A 14,374-nucleotide genomic window follows, 5' to 3' on the forward strand; every position below is an offset into this window, starting at 1 on the left:
GGCGGACAGTTGACTAGAGCATCGCGCGTGAAATCTGAATCGAAGGCTTGCGTTTGTTTTTTCGCCATGATTCACGGTAGTTGGAGGTGAAACATGGGTCAGAGCTATTCGTCGGATCTTCGTGTTCGGATTTACGGTGAGATCGAGCAAGGCGGGTCACGCCGGGCAGCGGCGCGTCGGTTTGACGTGAGCGCCAGCACGAGCATCCGCCTTGCCCAGCGGATGGCGACGACGGGATCGCTGGAACCAGCGCGGCAAGGACGTCCGCCGGGAGGCGGCAAACTGGCTCCCCACGCCGCGCTTCTGATCGGTTGGGTGGAGGCGCAGGGCGACATCACCATGCCGGAACTGGCGGCCAAGCTGAAAGCCGAGCGCGGGGTCACGGCTCACCCCGCCTCGCTGTCGCGCTTCCTGATCGCCAGCGGCTTCACCGTCAAAAAAAACAGTGCTGGCGACCGAAGCCGGTCGCGCTGATGTCGCTGATGACCGTCGGACGTGGCGAAGCCACCGCCAGCCCCGGATGCGCGAGGAGCCGGATCGGCTGGTGTTCCTCGACGAAACCGCCACCACCACCAAGATGACCCGGCTGCGCGGGCGAGCCAAGCGCGGCCAGCGGTTCAAGGCCAAAGCGCCATTCGGCCATTGGGGCGCCCAGACCTTCATCGCCGCCTTGCGTTGCGATGGCCTTACCGCCCCCTGGATCATCAAGGGCGCGATGAACAAGGTTCTCTTCGAAACCTATGTCGAGACCCAGCTTGCCCCCACCCTGCGACCGGGCGACGTCGTCATCCTCGACAACCTGTCCAGCCACAAAAGCGAAAAGGCCAAAGCCATCCTCAAAGAAAAAGGAGCCTGGTTCCTTTTTCTGCCCCCCTACAGCCCCGACCTCAACCCCATCGAGATGGCCTTCGCCAAGCTCAAGGCACATCTCCGACGCATCGGCGCACGCACCATTGAGGAACTCTGGAATGCCGTCGGCTCCATCTGTGACCTCTATACGCATGAGGAATGCTGGAACTACCTCAAGCACGCTGGATATGCGCCAGATTAAGCGCTCGATGCTCTAAGCTCGAGGGCGTAGGAAACTCATTTCGTGGTCATGCCCAACAAGACGCCCCTGCCAGCCGTTGAATCTGGCGCTGCCCCTGCCAGCGGTGAGCCGCTGCGGGTTGTTGCTGCGCCCGCTGCGGCCTCCCCGGAACTGTCGCCCCGTCCGAAACGACGAACCTTCACGGCGGCGGAGAAGCTGCGGATTCTGAGCGAGACGGATCGGGCGGCGGACACCGGCGGGATCGCGGCCATCCTGCGCCGGGAAGGTCTGTACTCGTCGGCGCTGACGGACTGGCGTCGCCAGCGGGACGCCGGGGCCTTCGAGGCGCTGAAGCCGCTCAAGCGCGGGCCGAAAGCCGCGCCGGCCAACCCTTTGTCCGCCGCGTTGGCCCAGGCCAATCGGGAGAAGGCTCAGCTTCAGCGTCGGCTCGAACAGGCCCAAACCATCATCGAGATCCAAAAAAAAGTGGCATCCCTGCTGGGGATAACCCTGGCGACGTCCGACGGCGACGAAACGCCATGAGGGAAACGGTCGTGGCGATGGCGCCGTCCGGCGGTCTCACCACCGCCGTCTGCGCCGCGCTTGGCGTGTCACGGTCCTGCGTCCATCGCCATCGGACCCGCCGCGACGCTCCGGCCACGGTCGCCCGGCGGCGTCCCCGTCCACCGCGCGCTCTTGATCCCCAAGAGCGTCAAGCGGTGCTCGACCTTCTGCGCGGACCGCGCTTCGTCGATCTGGCGCCGACGGAAGTCTACGCCACCCTGCTCGACGAAGGCGTCTATCATTGCTCCATCCGAACCATGTACCGCCTGCTGGCCGACCATGGCGAGGTCCGGGAACGGCGGGATCAACTCCGCCATCCGGTCTACCAAAAACCTGAGCTGCTGGCGCAGGCCCCCAACCAGGTCTGGTCCTGGGACATCACGAAATTGATGGGACCGATGAAATGGTCCTATTATTACCTCTACGTCATTCTCGATATCTTCAGCCGTCGCGTCGTTGGCTGGTGTGTCGCCGACGCCGAGAGCGCCACCCTGTTCAAGGTCTTGTTCGACGACGCCATCGCCAAGCAAGCCATCATGCCCGGCCAGTTGACCCTGCACGCCGATCGCGGCGGACCGATGAAGGCCAAGGCCACAGCCCTCTTGCTCGCCGACCTCGGCGTCACCAAATCGCACAGCCGACCCCACACCTCCAACGACAACCCGTTCTCCGAGGCTCACTTCAAGACGCTGAAATACCAGCCGGAATTCCCCAAGCGCTTCGGCTGCATCGAGGATGCCAGGGCCTTCTGCCGTGACTTCTTCATCTGGTACAACCAGGACCACCATCACGCCGGGATCGGCCTGATGACCCCGGATCAAGTCCATTACGGGCAAGCCGACGCCGTGCATGCCGCCCGGCAGGAAACCCTCGACCGCGTCTTTCGCAGCAATCCAGAACGGTTCGTCCGCAAAAGGCCCGAACCGCCCGCCAAGCCAATCGAAGCCTGGATCAATCCACCAAAAAAGCCGGAATTCATCCAAGTCTAAATCGCAAATCGGCCCGTCTCATAATCGTTGACACGTTCCGAGACGGCCGAAAACCTCGCTCTGATGCGGGTGATCGACGAGCAATTCCTGGACACTCCCTGGTACGGCAGCCGACAGATGATGCGCCATCTTCGTTGGCTGGGTTATGCGGTCAATCGCAAGCGGGTTCGCCGCCTGATGGGGCGGATGGGGCTGCAAGCCGTCTATCAGAAACCGAAGACGACGGTGCCGCATCCCGAGCACAAGATCTGGCCGTACCTGTTGCAGGACATGGTGATCAGGCGAGCATGCGGATTCCGATGAAAGCGGCAGGGGATTCCGACATGAAGCCGGTCCAGCGTTCCAATTTGAAAGCGGTCCACGGTTCCGACGCGATGCCAGCCATGCTCGACCTGGGACGCCCGAACTCCGTCCGTAGCGCCCGAGCGAGGGAAAGGACAGAGGGGGCATCATCGCCAAAATCACCTCCATGCAACAGGCCTGCGCGGTTCACCAAACGTCGCCCCAAACAATTCAGGCGGCTGCTCGTACGAAAGATTTGGCGAAGGCGCGCCAACTCCGCTCTCCGAACATGAAGGCACGCCCCTTCTTGGCGCAGGCCCGCGCGGCTGCCCTGTCGGTGTAGAGGTGCTCCAACTGTTCGACCACCTCGTCCACGGCGGATTCGCCCCATCCCCGACGGGCGCCGGTGGGATCGGCCACAGGGGTCTGGTCACGGAGCGGCAGGCAATTGTCCTCACGGATCAGGTCGAGATGGCCGGTGTTGGCCGACAGGATCACCGGCACGCCGCAAGCCATCGCCTCCATGGCGACAAGGTTGGTGGCGCCTTCGCAGCGGTTGGGGAAAACGGCTGCGTGGCAATCGGCCAAAATCGGCGCGATCTGGCGCCGCGCGATGAACCCCATGTCGACGAAGCCCTCCGGCGGCACGCCATGCGCCATCGCCCATTCCACAATCCGCAGCTTTCCGTTTTCGCCGATCATCGGGGGCACGGGCGTCAACGGGGATTCGGCAATCGTTGCGGAGGTCTGCGGCCAGTAATTGTGCCACGCAGTGACCAGCAGCGCGTCGGGATGGCGCTCGTGGAAACGGCGGAAGGCGGCCAGCACGATGTCCTGGCCCTTGCGGAACTCCAGCTTGCCGCCGGAGAAGATGACGAAGCGGTCGCCGAACCGGCTGGCGGGAGGCAGCGCGGGGAGTTCACCTGGATCGATGCCCTGGAAAGCGCAGTCGACGTCCAGGATTCCTTGCTCCAAAAGCAAATCCCGGTTGTAGGTCGAATGCACCACGATCCCGTCATAACGGCGCGCGCGCTCCAGTGTGGCGGCGTCGAACCGGCTGTCCTCGAAGGCGATCACGCCGACGTTGCGGCTGCCTCGGAAGCGCGCGGATGTCGGCCCCTCGTTGAAGCCGTTGGACAGCGCGTGCAGCAGTGTCCAGTCCTTGATGACCACCACGGTGTCCGGGACCTGACCGGCGATGGCGGTGATGCGCTCGTATCCGGCCATCAGGGGCGTCAGCCTCTCCCGGTTCTCCGGCCGCAGGGTGTTCAGCAGCGGCCGTTCCAGCAAAAGCGGCGGGTGGCCGTGGTCCAACAGGTAAAGCGCCGTGTGCACGCCGACCAGACCCCAGCCATGGATTTCCGAAAGTTGCCAAGTCAACGCAAGGTTCTGTTCCACGCAGGGCCTTTCAACGCGCACCGCAAATGCCGGTTGACCTTCCTCCCGGCGACTGGTGCTATGCGGCAGGAAGTGCCAGCATCCGGTCGACCCATTGTTTAGCGCTGGCCCACCTCGACCTTCAAGGCATGACCGTCAAGATCGCATTCATAGACCCGACGAAGGGCGATTACACCCCCGAGACGCCGCGCCATCAGCCGCTTGGCGGGTCGCAATCGGCGCTCTGCTATCTTGGAGAGGCGCTGGCCGCCGCCGGTCATTCGATCACCATGGTCAACGGCAAGCGCACGACCGTCACCGCGCGCGGGGTGCGCTGCCTGCCGATCGCTTCGGTGAGCCTTGAGGATCTGTGCGCTTTCGACGTCGTGATCGTCCTCAACGGGTGCGATGGGGAATTGCTGCGTCGCCTGCGCGCCACGCTGGGCGGCGAGCGCAAACTCATTCTCTGGACACAGCACGCCGCCGACGAGCCGGCGGTGGCGAACCTGGCCGAGGCCGAGCTGCGCGACGGCTTGGACGGCATCGCCTTCGTCAGTCGATGGCAGATGGACGGGTATCTGAAAAGCTTCCGTCTCGATCCGGCGCGTTGCCGGGTGATGCGGAACGGGATCGCGCCAGCCTTCGCCGGCCTGTTCGGGCCGGACGAGGACGTCCTGGCGGCGAAACCCTGGCCGCCGGTGCTGACCTACACCAGCGCGCCGTTCCGTGGCCTCGACGTGCTGCTGGACAGCTTCCCGTTGATTCGGACAGCGATTCCGGGAACCCGGCTGCGCGTCTGTTCGAGCCTCGAAGCCTATCAGGTCTCCGGCGGGCGGGATCCCTACACCGCGCTGTACCAGCGCTGTCGCGAGACCGAGGGGGTGGAGTATCTCGGCGGCCTGGGTCAGGAGGCGCTGGCCGAGGTGTTGCGGGAGGCGACCTGCCTTGCCTATCTCAACCGCTTCGCCGAGACCTCCTGCATCGCCGTGCTGGAGGCGCTGGCCGCCGGCTGCCTGGTGGTGTCGAGCCAGTTGGGCGCCCTGCCGGAAAGCGGGGCCGGGTTCGCGCGGCTCATGCCCGTGCCGGAAAATCCGCAGGCGCACGCGTTGCGCTACGCCGAGGCGGCGGTGTCCGCCCTGACCGAGCTGCGGGAGGATCCCGGCGCCGGTCGGCGGCTGCGCGCCCAGATCGACCACGCGAACGCCGAGACGGCTTGGGCGGTGCGGGCGCAAGGCTGGATCGGTTGGTTCAAGGAGTTGCGGGAGCCGGTTCCAGTGGGGGCCGCCACGGCGATCACCGCGAAGATCGTCTCCGCTCAGCAGCAGCTCATGGAGGCGCTGGGCGCCCATCTGAATTCCGGGGGCGACCGCCGGTTTGCCGACCCGGCTTGGCGGGCCGAGGCGCGCGGCATGATCGAGCTGGTGGAGCGCTCGCTCCGCCTCGATCACAACGACGAGGAGGCGCGCACCGGCGTCTGGTCGGCTCTGCGCGGCTATGAAGCCTGGCTTTCCTACCACACCGCGTTGCCCGAGCTGCCGCCGCCGTCCCCGTTGCCGCCCGGCGGGCGGCGGATCTTCGACTGCTTCCAGTTCTACAACGAACTGGATCTGCTGGAGGTCCGGCTGGCCGAACTCTACCCCGTGGTGGACCGCTTCGTCCTGGTCGAGGCGACCTACACCCATGCTGGCGCGGCCAAGCCGTTGTATTACGCCGACAACCGGGCGCGCTTCGCGGCCTATGCGGACAAGATCGTCCACATCGTGGTTGCCGAGGATCCGGGCGGCTTCGCCTGGAACCGCGAGGCGTACCAGAGGGACGCGATCCTGCGCGGCTTGGGTGAGTGCCGACCCAGCGACATGATCCTCATCTCCGACGCCGACGAGATCCTGCGCGCGCCGGTCGTCGAGCGGCTGCGCTGGGAGCCGGACGAGGGCGCAGGTACGGGCGCCACGCTCTTCGCTCCCCATCTCGACATCTTCCTCTATTTCCTCGACCTGAAGGCGCCCGACCCCTGGGTCTCGGTGGCGGCCGCTCCCTGGGAGCTGATCCGCCGCATCGGCGCCAACCGCGCCCGCTACCTGACCAAGCAGGGGATCGGACGGGTTGTTCCAGACGCTGGCTGGCACTTCACCTGGATGGGCGGCGCCGACCGTTTCCGCGCGAAGCTGGAAGCTTTTGCCCATCGTGAGATGATCGCTGGCTTCAACCGCGATCCGCAGATCAACCAGACCCGGCTCGACCGTTTTTACGCCACCGGCCGTTTTGACGACGGCGCTTTGCCCGGCATGTGGACGGACCTTCGGCGCGTGCCCATTGACGGGCGTTATCCGGCCCGCATCCAGGAAACGCTCGCCCACTTCCGCCATCTCGGCTGGATCACCCCGCAGGCCGCCCCGCAGGCGGAACCCGCGCCGGAGGCCCTGCTTGAGGAAGGTCGGGCGCGGGAGGAGCGCGGGGACGGCGCGGCGGCCGAGGCGATCTGGCGCCGGGCGGCGGCACTCGATCCCACCCACATCGAGGCCTACCACGCGCTTGCCGAGCGGCGGCTCGCGCGGAACGCGACGGCCGAGGCGCTCCAGCCCCTGCGCTGCTGCACCCGGCTGGACCCCGAGGGAAGCTTCCACCTTTTCAAGCTCGCCCACAGCCTGCTCCTGCTCCGCCGGTACGAGGAGGGCGCAGCGGTCCTGAGAGAGCTGATTCGCCGCGAGCCGGAGGAGCATCGCGCCTACGGCAACCTTGCGGTCGCGCTGAAGAATCTCGGTCTCCACGAGCGGGCGGTGGCGGTCGGCCGCCGGGCGCTGGCGCTGATGCCGGCCGATGCGGGCCTGCTGAACAATTTGGGCCTCGCTCTGTCGATGCGGATCGGAGGAGACGAGGCGGCGGCCAGCGCCCTGTCGCGCGCCCTGGCGCTGGAGCCGAACCACACCGAGACGCGGATGAACCGCGCCCTGGTCCTGCGCAGCCTGCACCGGCTGGACGAGGCGGAGGCCGCGTGCCGACAACTCATCGCGGAACGACCCGACGAGGCCGGGGCGCACACCCTCCTGGCAACCTGCCTGCTGATGCGGGGCGATCTCGCGCCGGGGTTCCGCGACTATGAATGGCGCACCCGGCTGGCCGATGGACAGGTGGAAGCGCGCGGCCTGCCGACGCCGCTGTGGGAGGGCGGGGATCTCAAGGGTCGGCGCATCCTCCTGCACGATGAGCAGGGGCTTGGCGACGGAATCCAGTTCGCGCGCTACGCGCCGCTGCTGGCGCGGCGCGGCGCCCGCGTGATCGTGGAGTGCAACGACGCGCTGGCGCGACTCCTCGCCACGCTGCCGGACGTGGAAGCGGTGGTCGGGCGCTCCGCGCCGACACCGGCGCATGATGTTCATGCGGCCCTGATGAGCCTGCCGCATCTCCTTGGCACGACCCTCGCGACGGTCCCGTCGGAGGCGCCTTACCTCGCGGCCGAACCCTCCCTTGTCGAGAGGTGGCGCGACCGGCTGAAGCCGATGCGGGCGGGGCTGCGCGTCGGGCTGGTCTGGGCCGGCAACGCGGAACTTCGCGACGATCCGAAGCGTTCGCCGGGGCTGGAGCCGCTGCTGCCGCTTCTCGACCTTCCTGGCGTCGCCTTCGTCTCCCTTCAGAAGGGCGGCGGCCGGGCGGATCTGGAGCGGTTGGGCGGTGGGCTTCCGGTGGGCTTCCTCGATGTCGGCGGCGCGTTGGCGGACCTCGCCGATACCGCCGCCGTCGTGACGCAGCTCGATCTGGTCATCGCCGTGGACAGCGCGGTCGCCCACCTCGCCGGGGCGCTGGGGCGGGCGGTCTGGACCATGGTGCGCGCGGAGTCCGAGTGGCGGTGGATGCTGGAGCGCACCGACAGCCCCTGGTATCCGACCATGCGGCTGTTCCGGCAGACGCGGGCGGGCGACTGGAGCGACGTCGTGGCGGCGCTGCGCGCCGCGCTTCAGCAAGCGGTCAGAGAGGCGTCGCGGTGAGGGCGTCCTGCGCCGCGCGCCGCCGGACCTCGTCGTGGAGAGCCTTGCGGACGCTGGCGAAGACGGGCGCCCAGTCCAGCTCCGGCCCCTGGCGGAACAGGCGCATCGACGGGTACCAGGGCGTGCGCTCGCCGGTGAAGCCGTAGACCCAGTAGGGGACGTGCTGCACGAGATTCCAGATGGGGGCGCCGAGCGAACCGGCCAGATGGGCGACGGCGCTGTCGGTCATGATGACCAGATCCAGCCGTTCGATCATCGCCGCAGCATCGGCGAAATCCTCCAGATGGGGGCCGAGCGGCGCCACCAGCCGGCCCGCCGGGCCGAGCGCGTCCAGTTCGGCCTCCTGCGGTCCTTTCTGCAGGCTGTAGAGGCGCACACCCGGAATTTCGGCAAGGCGCAGGAAGGGCGCCAGCCTCGTGGCGCGCCAAGCGTTGTCGGCGAAGGTTGACCGGCCCGCCCAGACGATGCCCACGCGCAGCGTTCCCGGCTCCCGTTCGCCCAGCAATCGCGCGGCTTTCTCTCGGGCCTCCGCCGGAACGGTGAGCGGCGCCGGCGGCGGCACGGAGGCGAGCGTCGTGCCGAACAGCATCGGCAGGGTCATTTGCGACACCTCGACGTCGCAAGTCGGCGCGGGCGCTCCCCACGGCCTCCAATCGTCCAGGTCGAGGCCGGACAACACCCGCCGCAACTCCGAATGGCATTCGTAGATCAGCCGACCGCCAGCCTTCTTGACCATCGGCAGATAACGGGCCACCAGCAAGGCGTCGCCGAAGCCCTGTTCGGTCGTCACGAAGAGGCGGCGCCCGTCCAGGGACTGCCCGTTCCACGGCGGCGCCGAGGGCGGACGCGCGCGATAGGACGGAATCCGCCGTCGCGCCTCGTAATCGTCGAAGCCGTGCACATAATCGCCGATCTGCAACCGCGTCAGCGCCCGTTCCCAGCGCAGGAGCGCTGTCGGCCCGCCATTTTCCTTGACGGCAAGCTCGATCGCCGCCAGGGCGTCGGCGTACCGCCCCGCCTTGCGGAAGGCGACCGCTCGGTTGAACAGGACCGTCCGGTTGCGGGGTTCGAGCCGGAAGGCCTCCTCCTGCGCCGCAGCCCCCTCGGCAAGGCGTCCGGCTTCGGTCAGCGCGTTGCCGAGGTTGGTCCAGACGCTGCCGTTGTCGGGCGCATGTTCCAGCCCGCGACGGTGGCAGGCGATGGCCTCCTCCAGTTTTCCGGCGCGGCGCAGCAACAGGCCCAGGATGCTCCACGCCTCCGCGTCGGACGGGTCGGCGTCAAGCGCCGCCTCCGCAGCCTTGCGGAGCCGGTCCTCCTCATCGCGCGCTTTACCGGCGTCATCCGCTTCGCTCTGCATACTCAACCGTTTCGCGGGACCAGTTTGCTCGACACCCGCGCAAGTCTCCGCGCGCGGCAATCGAGGAAAGCGATTGTGACGGTCATAGCTTGAAGACCGAGGGGAGCGGGCGCTAAATACATGGGCGATGGAACCATTTAGGCGACAAGCCCTGCACCATAGCACCCGCCACCACCGGCATGAAGGTCTTAGGCTTTTGCGAAGTGCGACGCGGACATGCGAGCGCGGGATCGCCGCGCAGGCGGTGAACGGCCGATGACGGACGATCTCGATTCGATGAAAACGCATCGGCGGGCGCTGGCCGCCGATCCGGCGGAGGCCGTGTCCTGGCAGCGGCTGGCGTTGACGGTGCGTCAAGCCGGCAAAGGGCGGCAGGCCCTGTCGCTTTTCATCCGCGCCGCCCGGCTGCACGGAGACGGCGCCGTGCTGGAACGGCAGATCGAGGGGGTGATTACTCCGCTCCTCAACCAAGCCGTGCTGCTGATGCAGAACGGGCGGGTCGACGAGGCGGTCGCGGTTATTGAACCTTTGGCCGCAATCATCGCGCCACGCGGCGATTTCGCTCATATTCTCGGCGTTCTGCGGCTGGTTCAGGGACGCGACGACGAGGCCGCGCGTTTCCACGCCGCTTCCCGGATGGAGGACAGCGGCCTCGGCGTCGCCCTGGCAGGGATCGCCCGCCACCGCGCCGATTGGAATGTCATCGGCACGGTGGTGATTCCCGTTTACCGGATGGAGGACACGATCGAGCGGGCGCTTGACAGCGTGCTTGCGGCGGTCCGCTATCACCGCGCGACGTCCGGCGAGGCCGACGCGCAGGTCCATGTCTGCGTCGTGGACGACGCCTCCCCCGACGACACCGTGGCCCGGGCGCTGCGTTGGGCGCGGGCGCATCCCGAACAGAGCGTCGCGCTCGTCGCCAACAACCGGAACCGGGGTGCGGGGCGGACGCGCAACGCGGGCGCCGCCGCATCGCTGGGCCGCTATCTCTGGTTCCTCGACGCCGACGACCATTATCTGGAACGGCACCTCTTCCTGACGATCCGGGCCTTGGACGCGGCCCCCGACGTCGGCTTCGTCCGCACCGGCATGGTCTTCGACGTGATCGACGCCGAGATCACCCAAGATTGGCGGCAAGCGTCGGAAAACTGCTATCCCGGCAATCTCTGCGTCCGGCGCGAGTGCCACGACCGGATCGGCGGCTTTCCGGAGGAAGCGCCGTTTCACCCGGCGGTGGCCGACGATGTGGCCTACAGCCGCGTCTTGCACAGCCGGTTCGCTGGCTTGAAGCTTTCCGAGAAGACCGTCCACTACACGATGCGGCCGGGCAACGCGCTGGAGCGGCAGCGGGCCGAGATGACCGGCGGCCCCCCTTCGGCGGAGCGCCAGCGACCGGACAGCCGCTTCGTGGCCATCGAACTGCTGACCCAGCGCCGCCTCTACACGCTGGCGGCCAACGCGGCGCCCAAGCCGATGCCCAAGCCGCCAGCGCCGCCGATGGACGCCGCCGTCTGGCTGGAGAGGGCGAGGGAGTTGATTCGTGGCCAGCAGCCGGAGTCCGCCGTCGCCGCGCTGGTTCGGGCGGCGGTCCTTGATCCCGCCAACGCGACGGTCTGGTTCGAGCTGGGCTTGGCGGCGAACGGACTCAAGCGTGATGGCCTGGCGCTTCGCGGGTTCAAGGCGGTGGCGAGCCTTCACCCGGATGCGGGAGGCGCGCGCTTCAACCTTGCCTCCTTGCGGTTCGAGCAGGGCGCCCTTGATCCGGCCACTCGCCATCTGCGCGACGCGCTGGCGCTCCGGCCGGAGCATGGTGGGTCCCTGTTCCTGTTGGGGCGGGCGGAGCGGCGGCGGGGACAGGCGGGTGTCGCGCGCGGGATTCTCGGCCGGGCCACGCGGATTGACCCAGACCGGGGGGAGACCCGCGCGGAACTGGCGGAAGCGGCCCTCGACCTCGGCCACGCAACGGCGGCGGCGGAGCACGCACAGCGTGCCCTGGCCCTCACGCCCGAGCTGTTCGACGGCCACACCGCCCTTGCCGGCGCCCTGGAGGCGCTCGGGCGACCGGATGCCGCGCTGCTGGGCTGGGAGCGGGCGATCCGTGGCAATCCTGGCCGGGCGGAGGGCTTTACTGGGCGCGCCGTCAATCTGCTCACCCGGTGGTGCGGGCCGCCGCCCGTGCCGACGCCAAGGGCGGAGACGGGGCGTCGGCTTGCCTCCACGGCGCTCGGTCGGCATGGGCGGTTCGGCAATCAACTTCTGCAATATGGGGTCCTGCGTCTGTACGCCGCGCGGCATGGTCTCACCTTGGAAGCGCCGTCCTGGCCGGGGCGGCATCTCTATGGGCTGGACGATCCGTTGCCCGGCCCGGCCTTGCCCCGCCTGCCGGAGCGGGAGGTCGAGGCCAGCGTCATGGCGTCGCTCGGCGGCGCGAGACTCGGCGGCGCGGAAGGCGCGGTGCTGGCCGACCGTGACGTCACCGCCTATTTCTGCGGCGACACCAGCGTCCTGGCGCCGCATCGCGAGGCCTTTCGCGGCTTTTTCACGCCGGGGCCACACATCCGGCCTTGGGCGGACGCGCTGACCACCCGCCTGCGCGCAGTCGGTCGTACGGTGGTGGCGTTGCACATCCGGCGCGGCGACTTCGGCTGGGGTCCCTTCTGGATGGCGCCGGAATCCTGGTATCTGCGCTGGCTGGAGGCGGTCTGGCCCGGCCTTGACCGGCCGGTTCTCTACGTCGCGACGGACGATCCGCGCTGCCTCTCCGCTTTCGCCGCCTACCAACCGCTCTCCGCCCGCGATCTGGCGGAGCCGATCCCCGGAGCGGAGTTCCTCACCGATTTTCATGTCCTGTGCGAGGCCGATCTGGTGGCGGTGTCCAACAGCAGCTTCTCCTTCGTGGCGACCATGCTGAACCAGCGCGCCCGAAGCGTCGTCCGTCCCGACAAGGCCCGGCAGGCGCTTGTTCCCTATGACCCCTGGTCCAGTCCGGTCCTGCTGTGACGATGGAAACCAGCCGCCCCGACGCGCTGCTGAAAGCCGGAATCGCCCATCATGCCGCTGGCCGCGCGGCGGAGGCGGAAAGCGCGTACCGCGCGGTGCTGGCCGCCCATCCAGGCCATCCCGACGCCCTGCATCTGCTGGGGGTGCTGGCGCTTCATCATGGCCGGCCGGATCTCGCGGCGCGGCTCATCGGGGAATCCATCCGCCACGACCCCGGCAACCCGGCTGGTTTTTCCAACCTCGCCCGTGCCTTGCACCGGCTTGGCCAGCTTGGTCAGGCACGAACGAGCGCACGCGTGGCGCTGGCGCTGGATCCCGGCTTTCTCGACGGCTTCAACACCCTTGCCGACATCCTGTCCGAGCGGGGGGAGCATGGCGCAACGGCGGACGCGCTCAGCCGCGTGCTGGCGCTCAGCCCGTGGTTGACGGAACCGAGGCTGAAGCGCGCCCACGCGCTGCTCCTCGCCGGTCGGAACGAGGACGCGGTCGAGACGCTGATGACGCTGCTCGGCATGACGCCCCTGTCGGTGGCGGGATACACCAACATGGGCGTGGCGCTGCGTCGGCTCGGGCGGCTGGAGGAGGCGATCGCCGCCTATCGCAGCGCGCTGGGCTTCTCGTCCGGTGAACCGGGAACCCTCAACAACCTCGGCATCACCTTTCAGGATGTCGGTCGCTATGAGGAGGCCGCCGCCTGTTTCCGCCTCTCCATCGCGGGGCAGCCGGACGGCTCCCACGCCCATCTCAACCTCGGCCTCGTCGCGCGTGACGAGATGCGGGTGGACGAATCCATCACTCTGGCGCGCCGTGCCGCCACGCTGGAGCCAGCTCTGGCCGAGGCGCACACGGCTCTCGGCCACGGTCTCCTGCTCAAGGGCGAGTTGCGCGAGGGCTTCGCGGAGTATGAATGGCGGTCCCGCATGGCGGATTTTCCCTCGCCCCGCCGCGACTTCGCCTCGCCGGTCTGGGACGGGTCTTCTCTCGCGGGCCGCACCCTGCTGGTGCATGACGAGCAGGGGGTGGGGGACACGATCATGTTCGCGCGCTACGCCGCGCTGCTCCAGACGCACGGCGCGCGGGTGTTCCTGGATTGCAACGCGCAGCTCGTCCGGCTGCTCTCGTCGATGCCGGGGATTTCCGGCGTCGTTCCCCGTTACGAATCGCCCCCGCCGCACGATTTCCATGTGGCGCTGGCGAGCCTGCCGCACCGGCTGCGCGCCACCCTCTACACCATCCCCGCGCCGCTCGCCTATCTGAAGGCGGAACCGGCGCTGGTGGAGAGCTGGCGCGCGCGGCTCGGTTCCCGGCGCGGTCTGCGCATCGGGCTGATCTGGGCCGGCAACCCGGAGTTCAAGGGCGACCGGCTGCGTTCCCCCGGCCTCGCGGCCTTCCGGCCCCTGCTCGATCTGCCGGGGGTTTCGGTCTACGGCCTTCAGAAGGGGGCAGGGCGGCGCGATCTGGAGCGGTGCGGGCCGCTGCCGACGAGCTTCGTCGATCTGGGCGCGGACATCGCCGACTTCGCCGACACGGCGGCGATCATGGACAGCCTGGACCTCGTCGTCAGCTCCTGCACCGGACCGGCCCATCTCGCCGGGGCGCTCGGTCGGCCGACCTGGACCGTGCTGCCCTTCGCGCCGGATTGGCGGTGGCTGGAGCACGGCGTCTGCACGCCCTGGTATCCGAGCATGCGTCTGTTTCGGCAGGAGCGGCGCGGCGATTGGAGCGCGGTCGTGGCGCGGCTGTGCGGGATGCTGGAAGGGCTTACCGGCTGAGGCTACGGGGTCCAGGGCCG

General features: G+C 68.2%; 7 protein-coding genes and 1 pseudogene. 6 read left to right on the forward strand and 2 right to left on the reverse strand.

The genetic code is table 11. The annotated features are described in order from the left end of the window. Positions 1-93: 93 nt before the first annotated feature. From D3877_RS14060 to D3877_RS14075, 3 genes and pseudogenes are all read left to right on the forward strand, one after another. A protein-coding gene (locus D3877_RS14060; protein WP_119829451.1) for an IS630 family transposase occupies positions 94-1,051 on the forward strand; the annotation gives its coding sequence in 2 pieces (ribosomal slippage) (positions 94-435 and positions 437-1,051; 957 coding nt in all). A gap of 42 nt (positions 1,052-1,093) precedes the next feature. Beyond that, positions 1,094-2,583, forward strand: a protein-coding gene (locus D3877_RS14070; RefSeq protein WP_238474884.1) for an IS3 family transposase whose coding sequence is annotated in 2 segments (ribosomal slippage) — positions 1,094-1,523 and positions 1,523-2,583 — 1,491 coding nt in all. Because the reading frame shifts where the segments join, the coding sequence is not laid out codon by codon here. Positions 2,584-2,616: 33 nt separating this feature from the next. Next, positions 2,617-2,868 (forward strand): annotated as a pseudogene (locus D3877_RS14075) (IS3 family transposase); the annotation flags it as partial. A gap of 228 nt (positions 2,869-3,096) precedes the next feature. Here the strand turns inward: D3877_RS14075 and D3877_RS14080 are convergent. Next, positions 3,097-4,245, reverse strand: coding sequence for a glycosyltransferase family 4 protein (locus tag D3877_RS14080; RefSeq protein ID WP_238474885.1), 1,149 nt, complete (start codon positions 4,243-4,245; stop codon positions 3,097-3,099). A 146-nt stretch (positions 4,246-4,391) separates the two neighbouring features. Between D3877_RS14080 and D3877_RS14085 the strand changes: the two genes are divergently transcribed. Then, positions 4,392-8,225, forward strand: coding sequence for a tetratricopeptide repeat protein (locus D3877_RS14085; RefSeq protein ID WP_158599918.1), 3,834 nt, complete (start codon positions 4,392-4,394; stop codon positions 8,223-8,225). On the opposite strand, the gene D3877_RS14090 is transcribed toward D3877_RS14085, so the two are convergent. Further along, positions 8,206-9,582: a tetratricopeptide repeat protein gene (locus D3877_RS14090; RefSeq protein ID WP_119831402.1), complete on the reverse strand. Its 1,377-nt coding sequence runs from the start codon at positions 9,580-9,582 to the stop codon at positions 8,206-8,208. The genes D3877_RS14085 and D3877_RS14090 overlap by 20 nt on opposite strands. A 255-nt stretch (positions 9,583-9,837) precedes the next feature. Here D3877_RS14090 and D3877_RS14095 point away from each other — a divergent pair, with 255 nt between their 5' ends. Beyond that, positions 9,838-12,582, forward strand: a complete 2,745-nt coding sequence (locus D3877_RS14095; RefSeq protein ID WP_119831403.1) for a glycosyltransferase — start codon at positions 9,838-9,840, stop codon at positions 12,580-12,582. 2 nt (positions 12,583-12,584) lie between these two features. Further along, positions 12,585-14,354 carry a tetratricopeptide repeat protein gene (locus D3877_RS14100; protein ID WP_119831404.1) on the forward strand — a complete coding sequence of 590 codons (1,770 nt, stop codon included), beginning with the start codon at positions 12,585-12,587 and terminating at the stop codon, positions 14,352-14,354. Positions 14,355-14,374 lie beyond the last annotated feature (20 nt).

The organism is Azospirillum cavernae, assembly GCF_003590795.1.
In the GTDB taxonomy this organism is placed as follows: Bacteria; Pseudomonadota; Alphaproteobacteria; order Azospirillales; family Azospirillaceae; genus Azospirillum; species Azospirillum cavernae.

Coding starts and splice junctions, on each gene's coding strand:
- D3877_RS14090 (WP_119831402.1), bottom strand. CDS start 9,582: ATGCAGAGCGAAGCGGATGACGCCGGTAAAGCGCGCGATGAGGAGGAC.
- D3877_RS14085 (WP_158599918.1), top strand. CDS start 4,392: ATGACCGTCAAGATCGCATTCATAGACCCGACGAAGGGCGATTACACC.
- D3877_RS14100 (WP_119831404.1), top strand. CDS start 12,585: ATGGAAACCAGCCGCCCCGACGCGCTGCTGAAAGCCGGAATCGCCCAT.
- D3877_RS14095 (WP_119831403.1), top strand. CDS start 9,838: ATGACGGACGATCTCGATTCGATGAAAACGCATCGGCGGGCGCTGGCC.